Raw genomic sequence first — 17,566 nt, 5'->3', positions numbered from 1 at the left:
CGCCAATCCCCCACCGTTGCACGGTGGGAGCTAGCCCGATCATCTTGCGAGCGTGTCGGCATCAACACCTTCTTTTCTTTCCGCTATGGGTCGATCAAGTCAGGCAACTTCGCATCAATGTCGCTCATCAAGACCAGAGCACATTCGACAACAGAACCGTCATCATTCACTAATTGCATTTGGCCTGCCGGTGGAGTGTGCTCCCACGCAAAGCCGTCCGTAAGGACATCCAGGACGCTCTTCTTGTACGCCGTGTCTAGATTTCCGGCGAGTTGATCGCCTTTGGTCTCCAAGGCAACCAGTCGCTTGCCTCCGTTGGCGGTGCTCGCCGCGAACACGAAGTCCGGGTAAATACGGCCTCTTCTCCAACCTTGCAGGCCGTACTGATGCCTCGCGACGTTTCGGTGCCACCAGGTCACCGTAGCTGCTCCGTCCAGGTGAACGGCCACCTTTGCTTCATCATCATTGAAGTCAGCCCGGTAGTTCAGTTCGAAAAGGCTCTTCGCCATGGGCTGATGCTTGTCGTTCAGCAGAGGTGCAGAATTAGAGGGCTGAAGCGTGATGTCCTTGGACGGCATCTGCCAATTCCGGCCATCCACACGCAAACGGAACTGGATTTCACCGGACCCGACCAGAGACCTGAACAGCGCTTCGGCTGTCGCGGAGCGCATCGCCTCCAAAGCCTTACGTAATTCCGTCAGGATCAATCCGGCATGTTTGCCCCGCTTTTCCGCGTCGTAACCAACGCCATCCAGAGCAACGAGCAGATCAGACACGATACCGCGTGCGGTAAAGGCGTTCGGAACGATGTCCGAAATAGATCTGGTGACAAAAACCGGATCGAACACCATGCTTTCGGAGATAACATCGCCGTCCTCATTGACGATTTTGCCATCAGGACCACTGAGACTGAAGCGTTGCAACTGCGACGTTACTTCCGTCGGGTTCGCCGGAAGTTTCTTCACCATCTCGTCAGGTTTGAAGTTCGTCCAGTCGATCTGCGACAGAAGGTCTGTATCGTAATCGAAATCGCGAGTTTCCGACGCTTCGACCCAGAGGACTTTCGGCAGATAAATGTCCTTCTGATCGAAGATGTCACGTCGCGCAACGTCGCGCGCAATCCCAGTCTTTGACCCGCTCCCTTCGCCACCTGGAGTGGTGACCACGAGGTCAGACAAGCCGTCTTTCTCCAGCCCATCTTTGATGGCTTTGATCACATCACTTGTTCCTGCGTGATGCGTCACGACATGGCACTCGTCCAGAATTGGAACATCGGTCTTGTGCGCGTAGGGCTGACGAAGAATGCGCCCCACAAGCTGGGTCATGGCGCTCATATTGCTACTGGCGGCCAACGAGCATAGAACGTAAGCAAACGGACAGTCCCAGCCCTCTTGCAGCGCCTGCTTGGTGATGATGACGCGCACCCTGTTGGTGGGCGAAAGAAGATCCTGATTCTCTGGCTCTTTTAGGTCGTTTCTCTGGGCCGTTTTTATGGCGACCTCAGCCTCATCGAAGCCAAGTTGTTTCAGCCGGTCCATCACATCTAAGGCATGGATGAACCCGCCCTCGCGCTGATCGTCACCCGTGCGCTCGACCTGAACCAACATGATAGGGCGAATGTAGTCCCCGCCATCAGCTTCGTATGCCTCTGCCGCAGCCTGGACTTCGCGCAGCTTGGTAACGCCGACATCAAGGGTTGAGTGCCAATCAGAGCTTTGCCGAGGATCGAGGTTCAGGGGCATCTTGATCATGCCTTCCTGATCTAGCTCCTTGCCCGTCACCTCAACCAACAGGTTTGCATATCGACCTGTCTTCGTAGCCGACGGAGCGACATCTTTCGGCGTTGCCGTCAGCTCGAGCACGAAAGAAGGATTGAATCCGTACAGGGTCTTGAAGGCCAGTTCAGACACGGCCTTCTGTCCTTCATCGACCACGACAATCGGTCGGATAATCCGTAGCGCATTCCCCAAGCTGTCTTTGACCATCGCCCACGGCACAACTGCGTCGCCGTGATCGTAGGTCGAAAGATTTGGTATCGCTTCAAGAAGTTCCGCGTGTTTGTCTTGCTGTGCGATTGGCGTGAAGCCATGAACGTCGCCACGGTCCCGGAACATCTTCAAGCTGTCCTGGGTCTCACGGTTGGCCGATTGCAGCATCAGCACCATAACGCAGAGATTGGCGTCAATGTCGCGCCGATCCAGGCGATCATTCTTCTCCATGATCTTCACGCGACCAGCTGCCGCCCGATCCAGCACTTGGCGATAAGGATCTTGTCGATCCTTCAGGCGACGAAGAGTCTGGGTGTAGATGGCTTCGTTCGGGACGATCCAGAGCACAAAGCCGCTGTTCGAACCTATGTAGCTTCCTAGGATGCGAGAGATCGAGTTGACGGCGAGATAGGTCTTGCCGCCGCCCGTAGGTACTTTCAGTGTGATATTGGGCACTGACCGACCAATCCCGTCCTTCCGTTCAGAGAACGGGATCGGGTCTTTGGTCTTCTTGTCTAACCGCGTGGGCAGGAACCCCGTTTGCTTCCGCAGCTCTTCCCAAGTTGCTGCCGCGAAATCAGGAATAGGTATCTCAATGCCGGGATTTGCCGCAGCGACAGCTTCGACCTGATCCGCTTTGGCCTTCTGCGTTTTCAGTTCCGCAAGGTAGGTATCGAGCGCCTTCATCACGCGCTCTTGGTAATCAAGCGTGCGCATGCCTTATGCCTTCTCGACGCGATACAGGGCGTAGGGCAGCGGCGCGAATTCGACCTTTAGCCCTTCCTTCGCGAGCATCTTGGGGTTGGTGTGGTTGGCGGGCGCAAAGACCAGGTGCCGCGCCTTCGGGTGCTCTTCGGCGATCTTGCGGGCAAAGGACAGCGACAAGGCCGCGTCCGGCGTCTTGAGCCAATCCAGCTCGGGCTTGTAGACCAGCCAAAGCATCTGGCCGTTGGCCTCACCCATGAAGAACTTCTCAGCATCCACCTTGGCAGGATCACCAGGCAGGTTGGTGGCGGTGTGGAAGAGAACCGTCGCCAGATCAACGAAGGGCGGAAGGGTCTCACCGGTCAGGATCTTATCCATCTCGATAGGTGCGCCGAGCGTGCAATATGTGAACTCGCCACCCAAGCCTTCGGCCCGTTGATCAACCTTCTTCTCGCCGGTCACAATCAACTCACCGTCTTTGACGGTTTTTTTGACCTTATCGTACTCATGACGGTGCAGGTTTTCGATCTTCTCAACCTGCTCTTCGATTTTCTGGAAGTTCTGAAGCTTCTTCCAGTTGAGCTTTTCTCGCAGCAATTCCGTGCTTTGAGTGCCTTTGAAATCGTATCCAGCCATCACACGGCGAACTCGCTCGGCTGTGAGCTTGTCGGCGTACTCTTCCATCTCCACCAGAATGAAACGACGTTCACCTCCGTCGATCTTGTTCGCCTCCAAGACTGCTTGGGCCGTGGTTCCCGATCCAGAGAAGCTATCTAGGATGAGAGAGTCTTTTGCCGTCGCCACCTCTAGGATCTTTTTAATCAGCCTCGTAGGCTTTGGTGTTTGAAAATTGAACGGCACATGACCGAAAATATCAATTAGCTCTCGCTTGGATTCTTGATTGTCTCCAGCAAGATTACGCGGCCACCATGTCCCAGGGACGGATCCCGTCTCTTCACCTTCTTTCAAAAAAGTCTTTATCCGCGGTTTGCTTCTGGTGGGAGGCCACCAAATTAGCTTTTCCTTTTCGTTCTGCTTGTGTGTCTTTTCTTCAAAGGCCCAGACTCGCGTCCGAGAAGGCCACACCTCTTCACCATTATTGGGATTGATAATAGGATAGAATAGATTGGGGCGTTCATCGGCGGTTTTGTTGCAAGTGTAGTCTGAATCGGTCCAGGGGCCTCGCTCATCTTGATCTTGGTTGCCATAATTCGCGGATTGCCCATCAGACATAGCTATGAGCCGCCTTTGCCACCCACTGGTGTCTTTCTTATCTTCTTTGGCGCGCTTCGCATAAACTACTACATAGTCGTGCATGTCGGAAATATTGATTGCATCAGATTGAGGCGACTGCTTTTTTTGCCATGCGACAGTCGCTATGAAATTTGCCTTACCAAAAATCTCGTCCATAATGTTGCGCATGCGATGCATTTCGATATCGCTTATGGTGATCCAAATGCTGCCAGTCTCCGACAACAACTCCCACAAGAGGCGCAATCTAGGCCACATCATCGCGCACCATTTGTCATGACGAAGTCCGTCATCAATTCCGATGGGATTGCTTTCCAGCCACTCCTTTATCATCGGTGCATTTACATTATCGCTATAGGCCCAACCCTCATGCCCGGTATTATAAGGCGGGTCGATAAAGATGCAGTCTACTTTCCCAGCGTAAATCGGCAGGAGAGCTTTCAGGGCATGCAGGTTATCACCTTGCAGGATCAGGTTTCCATCCAGGCGCGGATCGCCAATTCCTTTGTCAGCGTGCATTTCCAACGGGCGATGCGGCACCGTCAAATGGTGGTTGTAAACAAATTCTTTGCCCTTGAAATAAAGCTCGGTCATGATGCACTCCGCACTGCCTACTTAGTCTAGTGTTTTGCGGCAAGCTATCGGTCCCACCAAGACTTTGCCAGCCCGGTTCGTTACCAGCTATGAGTTTTGCTGGAGGACGGGAGCAGGTGCGACCGGTTCACCAGGAAGGGGCTTCCACGAGGGCCGGCGCTGAACGCCGAACAAGAGGCTCGGCGCGGCGAAGGGTAAGGCGCCCGCGAATGCCCAACGCGCCCCGAGTGGCACACACATGGCGCGGCAAAACCTAGACAAATCATCTGGGAGCGCAAGCGCCTCCCCAGCGCGAACATCACAGCAGAGGCGCACCAGGCACTCTTCCAGGAAGTCCTCCGGAACCTGCGTGCGATAATGTTCCAGGAGGTCGGCGCGCCAATCATCGCGATACAAGTTGGGAGCAAGTTCGCCAGCGTACTGCATTGCGGTCGCGACCGACATGCCCGCCACTGCTCGCCCCTGATATCGGAATGCATCCAGCTTGCCGTGAAAGAGTTCGTGGTGCAGGACCTCAGCCATTCGCGCGTCATTTGTCCCCTCAAGTTCTTCGGCCAGCCAGAGCTTGCCTTTCGCATAGGCTCCAAGATTCCCCTGCAGCACCTTTGGACACGCTAGGTAAATCACGGGCCAGGCGGCCAAGTGCCAGAAGACGACCTTACGAACCAGCTTCCTCCATTCTCTCGATTGCATCATTCCACTTTCCATTCCGGGTAAAGGATATGGTATCATAGCACCTCATGCTATATAAGGACAGAAGCAAGCAATGTTTTCGACGTCTTAAATACGTGGAAAACTGCTTTCCGGGTTATCCCGGATATTGGTCGCAACTACGTGCTCCGGGAAAAAAATATGAAAAGGATGAAACGTCTTGAGCTGCAATTGCACGACGCCGAAAGGTCCGAAATCGTGCGCCGCGCAAAAGCCGCTGGCCTGTGCGCCGCCACATTCTGCCGCTTCGCGGCACTCGGCTATCCGATGCCCGCCAAGCGATTTGACATCGAGGCGGAGGCCGTGGCCGCCCTCAATCGCGTGGGCAACAATCTCAACCAGATCGCCAAGGCGGCGAACAAGTCGGGACGCCTCGACGCCGCCCATGAGCGGCAGCTTTCCCATGCCGTTGCGCAGGTGTCGGAGGCAGTCGCAACAATCAGGGAAGGAGCTTCCGCATGAATGACCGAAGCCGAGTCCGCACCGCATCCGCCGTCGGTGGCGGTGCTGCTGTCATGCTGATGATGAGCATCATTGCCGCCATGGTTCACGTCGCCGCATGGGCGGGCCGGAGCTACCGCGCCCGCCGTGCCGCCCGCCATACCCATCAGGAGGATTGACCATGCACACCATTGAATACTGGGTCACCGCCGATCCGCATCACATCGCGCAAATTGCTAGCTCTCACTATCATGATACGGACGAAGTCATGGTCGCGCATTTCAGTAGCACCGCCGTCCGCAACCTCCGGGACCACGCTCAGGAGACTCGGCCCGCCGTTGCCCAGATGAGCGGGCAGGAACAGCAGGTGTGCGTGACCTTCGCCACGATGAAGGACCGGATGGATTTTATGCTGTCTGTGGTCGAACTTGGCGGCGAGATCATCCCGCAAGTGGTCTTGCCCAGCAGCGTTAGCGCCGCGCTGGTGCCATGATCGCGAAGATCGTCAAAGGCAAGGACTTCGGCGGCCTCGCCCGCTACCTCACGGATGGCGGGCGGGGCGAGGTGCTGGATATGCGCAACCTCGCGTCCGACGCCCCGGAGGCGGCAGCATCGGAGATGCAGGTTGCCGCTAGCGTCTCCCGGCGAACGCAAAGCCCGGTCATGCACATCACCGTCAGCTATGACCCGGCGGACGGCGAGCCGGGCAACGCGCAGATGTGCGACGATGCCGCCGAGGTGTTGCGCCGCCTCGGGCTTGAGCGCAATCAAGCGATGATTGTCCGGCATCGCGACCGCGAGCATCACCACATGCATATCGTGGCAAATCGAGTCGGCCCGGACGGCAAGGCGGTCAGCGACAGCAACAGCTACGCCCGCGCTAAGGCCGCATTGCGCGACATCGAGACCCGGCGCGGCCTCACCGTCACGCCGGGCCGACATGCCCCCTCTCCGCTCTCTGGTGAGCGCATGAAGGGGCCACGCGGTAGCATCGACCCCCGGCAGCACCGGGTACCAGAGAGCGTTAAGCAGACGCTCTTGACCTCCCAAAATTGGGGGGACTTGCGGCGCGGCCTCAAGCGTGACGGGTGGCGGCTTGAGACCGTCAAGCAGTGCAACCGGCCCGCCGGGGCCGTCTTGATCGGGCCGGGCGGGCAGCGCATCGCAGCCGGGCGGGTTGGCCGCAGTGCGACTCTCGCCCGCCTCCGCTCGCGCCTTGGCCCCGAACAAACCGGCAAACCGGTTTCGGCTAGGGCGACGGGCAAGGCCCTCACCTTGGCCAAACCTCACGGCAAGCGCCGCAAGAAGCCGAAGGCGGGTCAGCAAATGAAAGACGTGGCGAGGATCGGTGCCGAGATCACCAGCGAGATTGTCGGAGCCATCACCAAGACCGCCGCCCCACGCGGCAGGCTTATCGGAGCGACCCGGCGGGCCGGGTCACGGAAGAAGAAGCGCCCAGGCCTGCACGGCCCGGGCATGTGAGAAAGGAAGCGTCATGAACGACCAGACCAACCCCGCCGATCCATTCGGCGCGATCATCACACATAACGACGAGCCGTCGCCCGTCATCAACCATTCCAGCGCCTCGGCCGGCGAGCAGCCCGAGCAGGACAGCCGCCACAACGCGGACGCGCTTGAGCACCTGCGGCGTGAGATCATCGCGCAGCCGTTCCGCGAGTCCGAGCGGCATTGCGAGCTTGCAGTACTAAACGCGCAGCGCAAGCCGCTATCCCCGGCGATCAACATCCCGGAGAGGCTCAGGAGCGATCAGGCGAGCGCCGCAAGCGCCGCGTGGGGCGAACTCGACAAGCTGGCCCTGATCCGCGCGGCGTCTTGGATCGTGCATGCAGACGGCTATGGGATCGGCATTACGATCGGGGAGCTTGACGGCATCGCAAGCCGCACCCCGGAGCGCATCGCCAGCACCGCACGTCAGATCGTGCGCCGCCTGTCGGAGATTGTCACCGCGCCGGAGGCCGACGCCATGGCGATCAGCGGCTCTCAAGCCCTCGCCGGGATCCTGCGCATGCCCGAGTAAATGCTTCCTACTGTGACGTGACAATGAAAGGCGCCCGGGTTACCGTCTTCGACATAAGTAGTTTGAGAGGCATCAGTGGATTTTGCTCTAGCGCAGTTGGCGCTAATTTTCATGCCCGGTATCATCTGGGCAAACATTGACGCCAAGTATGGCGCGGGGCTCAAGCCTCAGCAGACCACGCTTTTAATTAGGGCATTTATGTTCGGCATGGCGACCTACGCCACGCTCTTCCTGATTTATACTGCGTTCGGAAAACCCTTTGGATATCAAGACTTGGCCAACAATCCTGAAAAGGTCGACTTCTTTCAGTTGAAAGATGAAATCGCATGGTCCATTCCGCTGGCCTTTGTGCTTTCGGTTATCTGGCTGTGGATTGTTAAGTTTCGCCTTCTGGTGAAGTTCCTTCACAAAATTGGCGCAACTCGTCGCTACGGTGACGAAGATGTTTGGAGCTACACGCTCAACTCTGATCAGGCGAACGTTGAGTATGTCCACGTTCGCGATCTTGACAACGGCTTCATTTTTGCAGGCTGGGTCAACACTTACTCCGAGACTGAAGATTTTCGCGAACTTTTGCTCGCCGGGGTGATCGTGTATGATGAGGAAGGGACTGAAATATCCCGCCCCCCGTTCCTTTATGTTTCACGCCCCAAGAACAATATTTGGTTAGAATTTCCCTACAGAGAAGAAGGCTACAGCGATGTCCGAGAAGAAAATCATAATCAATGATGGCAGCATTCAGAAGGGCGGACAGAATGTTGCATCCTCACAGGTAACTTCACGCCCGCCGCCGCCCACGCCGACACGTCCTTCTGGCGGCAAGAAGTAGGTTCTCGTCTGGCAATACGATCTTTGCGATAGCCACTTCGCGAGCTCGCTATCGAGACACCCGAAGAAGGTCTCGATAGCGAGCTGAAGCAGCAAGATCATTCACTCCTTCCTAGCTAAATTAGACCTCTCAGCGTCCTTTCCATGGCGCGGTCGAGTGCGGCCAACGTCGGCGGCATCTCTCCACGACGTGCCGACAGGACCGCATGGTCCCAGACGATCTCGGATCGCAGCTCATTCAGCTGCCGATGGTCACCATCAGACGCGACTGCATACGCCGCAGCCATCTGCTTGCTTGCCGCCTCGTGAGCCACCTTCTGGCGGCTGAGGAAGCTATTCATTTGGTCACGCAACCTCTCCGCTTTTCCGGCATCGGTACGAATCTGGTCCAAGCCGTGCCAGAGGACCCTGTTCTCAACCGCCCCCGTGAACGCGAGCTCTCGCAACACCAGTCGCGCTACTTCCTTGCGCACGTCACGCGGTGCAACCTCAGCCGCCGACCAGTCGCTGCCGAAATCGCGGTCCACAATCCGCTCGATGGCGGCATCAATGAACGTAGCTTTGTATTGGCCGATGCCCGTGATTGCGCGCTCCTCCGCCGTCTTGTCGCATGCGGGCGCAGACACCTTGGTCAACCCCATCACCGCTTCCTCCTTGGCCAGTCCCTCGCATTCAATGGCCAGCCACTCGACCATCTCGCGCGAACGTTGATGATCAGCGATCATCTCTTGTGGAGTCATGAGCGCCAGCCGCGTCTTGCCCTTGCGTTCGTCTTGGATAAACACAAATTCGATCCGCACCAGATGAGGGCGCACATCTTCGGGCGCGATCATTTCCCGGGCCAACCGCTCCTTGTCCTTCTGGTAGACCCTGAGCCAGACTCCGCGCTTGCGATACCGCTTGCGGCCATTACGCTTGAGACCAAGATATCGCAACCAGTACAGCGTCCTGCCGCCTTCCTTGTCGCCCTCGACTTCCGGCGGATGCACCTTCAGGTCAGGGCTGCGCGCAATCATGTAGTCATGAAGTTTCTCGAACAAGCCCGGCTGGTCAATATCAATGCTCACATCCGCGCGGCTCACAAGCTGCGGGCCGAGGTGCTTGCGGACCAACGGCGCGATCCGGGCGCACTCGCCATTGCCTCCGCTGATCTCCATACTCGGCATGTTTCGGGCGTGACCGCCCCGAACCGTGACATAGGGCTTGCCCTGTGTCGGGTGTGCTCCGAATTGAAACCCGAGCTTGTAGCCCTGGCGCCCCTCCCCCTCCGCACGTTTGTAGAGGCCAGAAGTGACCACGAACCGAAGCAGCGAATTGAGGGCCTTGCCCTCATGCACCTCCGCCGCAGCCCATTCTGGACGAAGCACTGGACCGCGCGCTAGTTTGTTGAAGCCTTCCTGATTGGTGGGGGCCTCAGTCAAGCCAGGCTTCTCGCCGGTTCCGTTGATCTCGTTCGCAACCGTCACGCTCAGATAGTCGAAGAAGAACCGCGCTGCGAACGCCTCCATACGATCGGTCGTTTTCTTCGCCCGAGACTTGCGCCCTGGTGCGCTCCTTTTGGGGGCATCGGCCAGCGTGGGAGCATCCGACTCCGCACCCCCTTTTGCGGCACCGCCGCCGTCGGAGGGGGGGCTGTCTTCGGTTTGAGAGGCTTGTTCAAGCTGGCTTTCTTCTTTCGTGTTCGGACGCGCATGCCCATCAAGTCCTTGCTCCGCAGAACTTTCTTGGGCATTTGCACTTTTTGCGGCAGAGCCTGCGGCTGGCTGCTGCCGCAAAAAGGGGTCCGTTATTACAGAACGGACCCCATGGGGGCCTTCGGCCCTTTCAAAGCCTTGATCCGGTGCCAGCCGCCGCGCCGCGACGTTGAGGGCAGACAGAGCATTAGAGCCGCTAGGGCTATCGCCCTGGCGGACGCGCGCAAGTGCTTCAGGTGCCGCCGTCCCGGCGTCCCGATGGGGCTGCGCCCCTGTGCCCCCAATCCCCGAAGAAGAAATCTCCACCGAGGCCGCAGCCAGATCGAAGGGCGTGTGTGTGTGTGCAGAAGTTTCTGTCATGTGCCGATCCCGATTGATCGACGGGCGCTCGCCTGCTATCTTTGGATTGTGGAAAAGAAAACGACGAAGCGCCCGCAAGTTGCTTCAGGCCCGCCAGGAATGGTGGGCATTCGTTTTCTTCACGCAGCGCTTGCCGCGATACGTTCATTCTCGAAAGCTTCGACATCCGCCAGCCGCCAGCGCGTGACCGACCGGCTCAGCCGAACAGGCGCCGGAAAATGCCCTGCATCAAACCAGTTCCAGATCGTGCGCCGCGAAACTGCGAAGCGGTCGGCAAGCTGTTTGTCGCTCAGATAAACCATGATGTGCATCCCATTTCATTGTGATGCACCCCATTATTCACACATCTATCAGCCCGTCATAAGCTCTATCACTTCTATGATAGTGCCAACCTGTGGATTGCCAGCGGAAGTCGCTGAGAGACACCGTTTTTCTCGCGTTTATTGACGTCAGAATAGATCTTCCAAATCGCAGAATACGTCCCCGGACATTTTCCTGACAACTTGCCTGCGCTTGCAACGGCATCGCAAGCACTGAGGGGCGGAGATGATTCATTTCGGGAGGCTTTCAATCCAGAGGCGCAAAGCATTTTCACCGCATCAAAAACCATGATGTCGCGTTCGACCGTACCGCCTGGCCACTCCTTCCGAAATTTCTCTGGGGTTACTGGACGTGAGGCTGGGGCTGTCAGCGCATGCGCAACAAACTCAGCTAGGGGATACGGCAAGGAACCCTCTTCGATCAATAACTGCGCCGATGCAATCGACAGGGCATCATATGCTAATCGCTGATCTCTCGATGCCGTCACCATTACATCGAGCGAATTATTGTCACCGATCCGGGCAAAATGCAGCGCTAATGATGCAAGCCGATCAGGTTCGCTTGTAAGCTCAGTCGCTAAAATGAATTCCAATGCTGCACTAACAGCTTCGTCAAACGTCATTTCCTCGACCTCTCAAAAAATCCGACCAGTCAGCCATCATCCTGCGACGTTTTTCCACCATGTCACCGCGCCGATAAGCGGCCTCAACAGAACTTGAAATCTTGTGCGCGAGCGCCACCTCGGCCATTTCGCTGGGATAGTTCGTCCGCTCGGCCACCCAGTCGCGGAAAGTTGAGCGCAGCCCATGCGGCACGGCAGGGCGCTTACTCACCCGATCCACAAAACCTGATCTGCCCGCCGTCACATCAGCCTCGTGCAGCCGCTTCATGGCGGCTCTCATAGTTGAATCGGACATTTCTTCGCCAGCAGGCGCAGGGAAGACCAGCGGATTGTTCAGGAAACGCGGCAGCGTTTTCAGCAGGTTTAGCGCTTGAGGCGGCATGGGCACACGGTGTTCGCGTTCCCTCTTCATCCGCTCCGCCGGAATGATCCAAAGTCCCTTCTCCATGTCGATCTCATCCCAGCGTGCGCCATTCACTTCCTGCGAGCGCGACGCGCAGAGGGTCGCAAACTCAAGCGCTCGGCTTCCCATGCCGTCACGACGGCGAAGGGCGGCAAACCACCGGCGGGCGTCGTCAAGCTGGACAGCGGGCTGATTGTCTTTAAGCTGGACAGCGGGCTGATTGTCTTTCTTTTTCACCCTAGTTGCGGCGGGTAGCAGCTCCTTGAGATTCCCGGCCCATCGCGCCGGATTGTCGCCCGTGCGATGCCCGGCTACCGTTGCCCAAGACAGCACGGTTTCGATTCGCCCGCGAAGGCGCGATGCAGTCTCGGTCTTGTCGTACCAGATCGGCTCCAGCACCCGCAGTACGTCTTGAACGGCAATGTCCTGCACCAGTATCGGCCCGAGGTGTGGCAACGCATAGGTAGTAAGAGTGTTGCGCCATTGTTGGCGGTGTTTCGGATTCTTGAATTGCTCTAGTTTCGCAGCGAGGCATTTGTCCATTGCATCCGCAAAGGTCAGGCCGCGACGCTGGGCGGTGGAGAGCGCAGCCTTGACAGCTTTGCGCTCCTCGATGGGATCAATGCCATTGCGGATTTTATCTCTAGTCTCTCTTGCTCGGTCGCGGGCGTCGGCAAGTGATACCGCCGGATACGGACCGAGGCCGATATTTCGTCGCGTCCCGCCAATGACTGTTTTCAATAGCCATGACTTTGCACCGGTCGCTGTGATCTGCAAGAGCAAGCCCGGCACTCCACCAGCGGCAAAAGTCACATGCCGCGGAGTGCCGCCAGGATGCGCCGCCCTTTTAACGGCGAGTGCGGACATTTCCTTTGCAACCTTCGGCATAAAATCTCCGCCCAATCCTCGCATGACATCCTGCATGCCATAAATCCTTTCATTGCAAAGTATGTAGCTGCACGGCGATGCACAAGAGAAATCTTATAATGCTATGCTTTCAAGGGGGTTATTGCACTTGGCTTCATTGGGTTTCACATGCGGATGGCGGACTTCGTCTCCGCCAGAACCGCGCTTTTTTAGGGGGGTCATCAGGCGCTGTTGCACAAATCAGCTAACAGCCAGAGTTCCCCTTTTCCCGGACATACTTAGATACGATGGACGGCTCGTACATCGAACACACGCCCGGTGGCACGGCGCCGGGGCCGCATCTCGAACGCCGTCCCGCTGCGGCATTCGTCAAGACCGCGCCACCCGGACGGCACGCCGATGGCGGGGGTCTGTATCCGGAAGTAGGCTATCAGGCGCTCGACGGTGGATCTTGCGTATCACGGTCAGGAAGCGGCGGCGGACCTTCGGTCCGGGGGCGGTCAATGTCGTGTCTTTACCAGGGCGCTGAGATTGGCTGTCTGCAAGTTCCCGCTGCGCTCGCCATGGGTCAGAAGGGAGCGCGTGCATTCCGGGCATGCATCCAGCGGCACATATCCCTTTCCCGTTCCCCCGGCTGATCCAGCCGGGGGCGAAGGTGTCGGCAGTCTCCGGCATCTGCCGCTCAGAGAGCGATGTCGGGCACGTGCTCCGCCGTGCCGGTGGCGCCGGTGCCGCCGATCAGCGAGCGGTCGATGCGCGGCGAGGGAATGGCCAGCTGCAGCGCCTCCGCCGTTTGCGCCCATTCGCGTTCCAGCGCGTCCGGATCGTCGTTGAGCTTGGTGCCGTAGCTCGGGACGATCTCCCGCAGCTTCGCCGCCCACGCGCCCGCGACCTTTTCGGGGAACACTTGCCGCATCAGGTCGAGCATGATCGGCGCCGCGGTCGAGGCCCCCGGCGAGGCGCCCAGCAGCGCAGCGACGGACCGGTCCGCGGAGGCGACGATCTCGGTGCCGAGCTTCAGCTGGCCGCCGTCCTCGGTGTTCTTGATGATCTGCACCCGCTGCCCGGCCTTCCAGAACCGCCAGTCCCCGTCCTTCGCGTCCGGCACATAGGCGCGTAGCTGCTCCATGCGGTCCTCGTCCGACTGCATCAGCTGCCCGGCCAGGTATTCGACCAGCTCGAACTGGTGGATCCCCACCTGCATCATCGGGAAGACGTTGTGCACCGTCATCGAGGCGGGCAGATCCCACAGCGAGCCGTGCTTCAGGAACTTGGTGGAGAAGGTCGCGAAGGGCCCGAACAGCAGCGTCTCCTTGCCGTCGAGGAAGCGGCGGTCGAGATGCGGCACCGACATCGGCGGGTTGCCGGACGCGGCCTTGCCATAGGCCTTGACCGCGTGGCGGCCGACGACATCCGGGTTCTCGCAGATCAGGAAGGCGCCGCCGACGGGGAAGCCGGCATAGGCCTCCGCCTCGGGGATGCCCGTGTCCTGCAAGAGCGGCAGTGCCGCGCCGCCTGCGCCTATGAAGACGAATTTCGCCTCGACGGCTTCCTCGCGGCCGCCGCCGGTGGGCTCGTGGAACACGCGCCAGCCGCCGTCCGCCATCCGCTCCAGCGAGGTGACCTCGCGGCCGGTGGTGGTGGCGAAGCCGTCCATCGCATCGAGATGGGCCGCGTACTGGCGGGTGACCTCGCCCCAGTTCGCATCGGTGCCGAGCGGCGACCAGGTGGCGGCGACCTTCTCCTGCATGTTGGGACCCTGCATCATCAGCGGGGTCCACGCCTTGATCTCGTCGTGATCCTCGGAGAATTCCATCCCGGCGAAGAGGGGGCTCTTCTGCAGCGCGGCGAAGCGCTTGCGCAGGTATTCGATGTTCTCGTCGCCCCAGACGAAGCTCATGTGCGGGGTCGAGTTGAGGAAACTGCGCGGGTTCTCCAGCACGCCGCGGCGCACCTGGTGCGCGAGGAACTGGCGGGTGATCTGCCACTGCTCGTTGATCGCCAGCGCCTTGGTGATGTCGATGTCGCCGGTGTCGGTCTCGGGAGTGTAATTCAGCTCGCAGAGCGCCGAATGGCCGGTGCCGGCATTGTTCCAGCCGTTGGAGCTTTCCTCGGCGACGCTGTCGAGCCGCTCGATCAGCTCGATGTCCCAGTCCGGCTCCAGCTCCTTGAGGAAGACGCCAAGCGTCGCGCTCATGATGCCGCCGCCGATCAAGAGCACGTCGACCCTGCGCGACGTCGCCTGGGCCATGCCGCGGATCGGGGTCACGGCGGAAACGGCGCCGGCGGCCATCGCCGATCCGAGGAGCCGGCGGCGGGTCAGGCCGCGGCGCGGTGTCGGGGCGGGTCCGGTGTCATGGCGGGGGGAGTTCATCATGGGAGATCTTCGTTTCGCTGTCCTCCCTGCGGCGGCCCCCTAAGGAAGCCCGCACGCGATGTCAACGGCATGCAATTGGATACAGGGAGGGCTTGCGGGACCCGGGGTCACGTCTCGCCTGTGGCGGCAATGGCAAAGACGGTGCGGACGTCGAACTCGGGCCGCTTCTCCGGCGCAGCATCTCTTTAACCAGCGACAGCGACCCGGTCGCGCCGTCGCGGATGATCCGCGAGCGGCGGAAATGCACCGCGCCGCAGCTGGCCGTGCTCCTGCAGGAGTTGATTGGCGAGGACGGCTTCCGCAATATCCAGGGACAGCTGCGCTCGGACGACGAGGTCGTTGCCGAGGCTTCGCAGCGCGCCCGCAAGCCGATGATCGGCGCCGACTGCTCCTTCGTGTCCTTCCTCGGCGAGCCCGCGGCGGATGCACCGTGGATGATGCAGTTCGGGGGCCATCACCTGGCGATCAATGCGACGGTCTTCGGGCCCGGCATCAGCTTTGCGCCGATGCTGACTGGCGGCGAGCCGCTGGCCATCACCTTCGAAGGCGATCCGATCTTCATCACCGGGGCGGCGCTCGCCGCGGCGCAGGCCCTGATCGACAGCCTGAACGGGAAGCAGAAGGCGCAGGCGGTGCGGTCCGGCCGCCGCATCGTGCCTGCCCTGGGTCCGGGGCAGGACGGCGCGACGCCGGCCCGGGAGGGCATCCGTGCGACGCAACTGTCCGAGGAGCAGCGCGGCCTGCTGACCGGGCGGATCGCGCAGCGTGTCGGCTTGTTCAAAGCCGACGACGCGGCGGCGAAGATGGCGCAGGTGCGGGCCGGGCTGGAGGAGACCCGGTTCGGATGGTGGGGCCCCGGGATTAGCCCGGCGCCGCCTACTGCCGGATCACCGCACCGGATCTGGTGATCGAATATTCACCGGAGGACCGCCGCGGGCCGCACGATCGCGCCCATGACATGTACCGGGATCCGGCCAACGATTACGGCCGCGCCCGGCTATCGGAATGACCTCGATGCGCCTTTCGCTTTCCCTGTGCCTGTCGGCTCCTCCCGCATCTGCGCACCGGCATCACTCTACCGAGCAGCAGGTCAGCCTGACGCTCGGTCCCCAGGGCGTGGCGGCGGAGTTCCGCGTCATCCCGTCCGATCTCGAAGGAGCGGAAATCTTCGCGGCGCTGGAGCTCGACGGCAACGGCCGCCTGTCGCAGCAGGACATGCAGGTCTTCGCGGCCGAGCTCCTGGCGGCGTCCGGGTCAGCATCGACGGGGCCGCGCAGCTGCTGACGCCGATCGCGGTGAATGCGCCCGGGCAGGCCGAAATGGAATCTGGCCATGCCATCATCTTCGTGCACGCCGAGCCGACGGGGACCGAAGCGCAGACCGTTGATCGTCTGCTGGCCCTCGAAGGTGAAATTCCGGTCAGGTTCGGCCAGCTTGTGCTGCAGCGGCGCGATAGGCGAGAGATGCTGCGGGATTTCCCACCCATCGGTAGGGCCGTCCTCCAGATCAATCAGCCGCTGCGGTTCGGCAAAATCCGGGTCGCTGAGCGTCACCACATCGCCAGGCCTGTGCCCGCGCAGGTCAGGGATAAGATCTGCACGCCCTGCCGGGCCCATCTGAATCACGTCGATTGCCGCCGCCGCCTCCAACAGTCCACCGTCATTGCAGATCACGGTCAGCGGGGCGTCGGCCGAAAGCCGGAAAACCCGTGCATTGGCGCCGTTGAGCACCCGTAGCCGGATCTGTCGGCAGCCGACCGTCATCCGCGGATAGACCACCCCGTTGACCAGGGGCGGGGGACCTTCAGACCGGTCCGGGTTTCCGGGATAGAGCAGACGCTGCATTCCGTTCCGCTGAATGTCGCGCTGGATCAGGAAAACTCCGTCTCTGCCCGATGGCAAGCCCAGTGCGTCTTCTTCTTCGTCCTCGATGACGAAGCGCCCCCAAGCCCGTTCCAGCCATGGACCGCCGTCGCGCCATGCGGATGAGGATGATGCCAGTTAGATCCGGCGCGCTGACGTATGGGAAATGAGATTTCGCAGCTCCGGCCGGGCAACAGGGGGGGCTTGGGCTCTCCGTCCGCCTCAGTGGGAACCGCCAGCCCGTGCCAGTGGAAATTTGTCTCTTCGTCAAGTGCATTGCGGAGCCGCCTGCGGAACTCTTCGCCTCGGTGCACGCGGGTGACGTCCCCGGACGTGGTGTAGCTTTCGGTGGCCATTGCGCCGAGCTTGGCATCATTGCCGCCAAGGGGCCGGAGGTGTCGGCTCCGTGATTTCCGCCCTGAACAACGCCGGGGATGAAGTGCCGGGAACAGCACGTGCCGCCCTTGATGCCATTCCCGGCCAGCTATGCCGCCTCGGAACCGA

The 17,566-nt window shown here is 60.0% G+C and carries 17 protein-coding genes; 7 read left to right on the top strand and 10 right to left on the bottom strand.

Annotation, left to right across the window (positions count from 1 at the left end; translation table 11 throughout):
- Positions 1-83: 83 nt before the first annotated feature.
- The 3 genes from ICN82_RS03265 to ICN82_RS03255 all read right to left on the bottom strand — a co-directional run bounded on the left by ICN82_RS03265 (position 84) and on the right by ICN82_RS03255 (position 5,234).
- Positions 84-2,705, bottom strand: a complete 2,622-nt coding sequence (locus tag ICN82_RS03265; RefSeq protein WP_193179576.1) for a DEAD/DEAH box helicase — start codon at positions 2,703-2,705, stop codon at positions 84-86.
- 3 nt (positions 2,706-2,708) lie between these two features.
- Entirely contained in the window at positions 2,709-4,538 is a 1,830-nt protein-coding gene (locus ICN82_RS03260) for a site-specific DNA-methyltransferase (protein ID WP_193179573.1), read from the bottom strand.
- 87 nt (positions 4,539-4,625) lie between these two features.
- On the bottom strand, positions 4,626-5,234 hold the full coding sequence (locus tag ICN82_RS03255) for a hypothetical protein (protein ID WP_193179571.1): 609 nt from the start codon (positions 5,232-5,234) through the stop codon (positions 4,626-4,628).
- Positions 5,235-5,399: 165 nt separating this feature from the next.
- Here ICN82_RS03255 and ICN82_RS03250 point away from each other — a divergent pair, with 165 nt between their 5' ends.
- From ICN82_RS03250 to ICN82_RS03225, 6 genes are all read left to right on the top strand, one after another.
- Positions 5,400-5,711 carry a plasmid mobilization protein gene (locus ICN82_RS03250; RefSeq protein WP_193179569.1) on the top strand — a complete coding sequence of 104 codons (312 nt, stop codon included), beginning with the start codon at positions 5,400-5,402 and terminating at the stop codon, positions 5,709-5,711.
- Complete coding sequence (locus ICN82_RS03245) at positions 5,708-5,869, top strand: hypothetical protein (protein ID WP_193179561.1); 162 nt, start codon at positions 5,708-5,710, stop codon at positions 5,867-5,869. Before ICN82_RS03250 ends, ICN82_RS03245 begins: the two co-directional genes overlap by 4 nt.
- Before the next feature lie 2 nt (positions 5,870-5,871).
- Positions 5,872-6,183 carry a hypothetical protein gene (locus ICN82_RS03240; RefSeq protein ID WP_193179559.1) on the top strand — a complete coding sequence of 104 codons (312 nt, stop codon included), beginning with the start codon at positions 5,872-5,874 and terminating at the stop codon, positions 6,181-6,183.
- Positions 6,180-7,172 carry a relaxase/mobilization nuclease domain-containing protein gene (locus ICN82_RS03235; RefSeq protein ID WP_193179558.1) on the top strand — a complete coding sequence of 331 codons (993 nt, stop codon included), beginning with the start codon at positions 6,180-6,182 and terminating at the stop codon, positions 7,170-7,172. Before ICN82_RS03240 ends, ICN82_RS03235 begins: the two co-directional genes overlap by 4 nt.
- A gap of 13 nt (positions 7,173-7,185) precedes the next feature.
- Entirely contained in the window at positions 7,186-7,728 is a 543-nt protein-coding gene (locus ICN82_RS03230) for a hypothetical protein (protein ID WP_193179555.1), read from the top strand.
- 75 nt (positions 7,729-7,803) lie between these two features.
- On the top strand, positions 7,804-8,457 hold the full coding sequence (locus ICN82_RS03225; RefSeq protein ID WP_193179554.1) for a DUF6338 family protein: 654 nt from the start codon (positions 7,804-7,806) through the stop codon (positions 8,455-8,457).
- A 215-nt stretch (positions 8,458-8,672) separates the two neighbouring features.
- Here the strand turns inward: ICN82_RS03225 and ICN82_RS03220 are convergent, their stop codons facing one another.
- The 5 genes from ICN82_RS03220 to mqo form a co-directional block, all read right to left on the bottom strand.
- Complete coding sequence (locus ICN82_RS03220; protein WP_193179552.1) at positions 8,673-10,610, bottom strand: hypothetical protein; 1,938 nt, start codon at positions 10,608-10,610, stop codon at positions 8,673-8,675.
- A 119-nt stretch (positions 10,611-10,729) separates the two neighbouring features.
- Complete coding sequence (locus ICN82_RS03215) at positions 10,730-10,912, bottom strand: helix-turn-helix transcriptional regulator (protein ID WP_226898253.1); 183 nt, start codon at positions 10,910-10,912, stop codon at positions 10,730-10,732.
- 74 nt (positions 10,913-10,986) lie between these two features.
- Entirely contained in the window at positions 10,987-11,553 is a 567-nt protein-coding gene (locus tag ICN82_RS03210) for a hypothetical protein (protein ID WP_193179548.1), read from the bottom strand.
- Positions 11,543-12,880 carry a tyrosine-type recombinase/integrase gene (locus ICN82_RS03205; RefSeq protein WP_226898252.1) on the bottom strand — a complete coding sequence of 446 codons (1,338 nt, stop codon included), beginning with the start codon at positions 12,878-12,880 and terminating at the stop codon, positions 11,543-11,545. Before ICN82_RS03205 ends, ICN82_RS03210 begins: the two co-directional genes overlap by 11 nt.
- Positions 12,881-13,505: 625 nt before the next feature.
- On the bottom strand, positions 13,506-15,200 hold the full coding sequence (mqo, locus tag ICN82_RS03200) for a malate dehydrogenase (quinone) (RefSeq protein ID WP_193179546.1): 1,695 nt from the start codon (positions 15,198-15,200) through the stop codon (positions 13,506-13,508).
- Between the two features lie 92 nt (positions 15,201-15,292).
- Between mqo and ICN82_RS03195 the strand changes: the two genes are divergently transcribed.
- Positions 15,293-16,108, top strand: a complete 816-nt coding sequence (locus tag ICN82_RS03195) for a DUF3500 domain-containing protein (RefSeq protein WP_193179544.1) — start codon at positions 15,293-15,295, stop codon at positions 16,106-16,108.
- 162 nt (positions 16,109-16,270) lie between these two features.
- Here ICN82_RS03195 and ICN82_RS03190 read toward each other — a convergent pair whose 3' ends face one another.
- On the bottom strand, positions 16,271-17,044 hold the full coding sequence (locus ICN82_RS03190) for a cupredoxin domain-containing protein (RefSeq protein ID WP_193179542.1): 774 nt from the start codon (positions 17,042-17,044) through the stop codon (positions 16,271-16,273).
- A 26-nt stretch (positions 17,045-17,070) separates the two neighbouring features.
- The gene (locus ICN82_RS21690; protein WP_193179540.1) at positions 17,071-17,418 is read right to left on the bottom strand and encodes a multicopper oxidase domain-containing protein; all 348 of its coding nucleotides are present in this window, start codon (positions 17,416-17,418) and stop codon (positions 17,071-17,073) included.
- Positions 17,419-17,566: the final 148 nt, after the last annotated feature.

Origin of the sequence: Mangrovicoccus algicola (genome assembly GCF_014903745.1) — a bacterium.
Taxonomy (GTDB): Bacteria; Pseudomonadota; Alphaproteobacteria; order Rhodobacterales; family Rhodobacteraceae; genus Mangrovicoccus; species Mangrovicoccus algicola.
This window is presented reverse-complemented; position numbering and strand designations above follow the sequence as displayed.

What these genes read in the sequence shown, in the direction of transcription:
- ICN82_RS03265 (WP_193179576.1), bottom strand. Translation starts at nt 2,705, where the DNA reads ATGCGCACGCTTGATTACCAAGAGCGCGTGATGAAGGCGCTCGATACC.
- ICN82_RS03260 (WP_193179573.1), bottom strand. Translation starts at nt 4,538, where the DNA reads ATGACCGAGCTTTATTTCAAGGGCAAAGAATTTGTTTACAACCACCAT.
- ICN82_RS03255 (WP_193179571.1), bottom strand. Translation starts at nt 5,234, where the DNA reads ATGATGCAATCGAGAGAATGGAGGAAGCTGGTTCGTAAGGTCGTCTTC.
- ICN82_RS03250 (WP_193179569.1), top strand. Translation starts at nt 5,400, where the DNA reads ATGAAACGTCTTGAGCTGCAATTGCACGACGCCGAAAGGTCCGAAATC.
- ICN82_RS03245 (WP_193179561.1), top strand. Translation starts at nt 5,708, where the DNA reads ATGAATGACCGAAGCCGAGTCCGCACCGCATCCGCCGTCGGTGGCGGT.
- ICN82_RS03240 (WP_193179559.1), top strand. Translation starts at nt 5,872, where the DNA reads ATGCACACCATTGAATACTGGGTCACCGCCGATCCGCATCACATCGCG.
- ICN82_RS03235 (WP_193179558.1), top strand. Translation starts at nt 6,180, where the DNA reads ATGATCGCGAAGATCGTCAAAGGCAAGGACTTCGGCGGCCTCGCCCGC.
- ICN82_RS03230 (WP_193179555.1), top strand. Translation starts at nt 7,186, where the DNA reads ATGAACGACCAGACCAACCCCGCCGATCCATTCGGCGCGATCATCACA.
- ICN82_RS03220 (WP_193179552.1), bottom strand. Translation starts at nt 10,610, where the DNA reads ATGACAGAAACTTCTGCACACACACACACGCCCTTCGATCTGGCTGCG.
- ICN82_RS03215 (WP_226898253.1), bottom strand. Translation starts at nt 10,912, where the DNA reads ATGGTTTATCTGAGCGACAAACAGCTTGCCGACCGCTTCGCAGTTTCG.
- ICN82_RS03210 (WP_193179548.1), bottom strand. Translation starts at nt 11,553, where the DNA reads ATGACGTTTGACGAAGCTGTTAGTGCAGCATTGGAATTCATTTTAGCG.
- ICN82_RS03205 (WP_226898252.1), bottom strand. Translation starts at nt 12,880, where the DNA reads ATGCAGGATGTCATGCGAGGATTGGGCGGAGATTTTATGCCGAAGGTT.
- mqo (WP_193179546.1), bottom strand. Translation starts at nt 15,200, where the DNA reads ATGATGAACTCCCCCCGCCATGACACCGGACCCGCCCCGACACCGCGC.
- ICN82_RS03190 (WP_193179542.1), bottom strand. Translation starts at nt 17,044, where the DNA reads ATGCAGCGTCTGCTCTATCCCGGAAACCCGGACCGGTCTGAAGGTCCC.
- ICN82_RS21690 (WP_193179540.1), bottom strand. Translation starts at nt 17,418, where the DNA reads ATGGCCACCGAAAGCTACACCACGTCCGGGGACGTCACCCGCGTGCAC.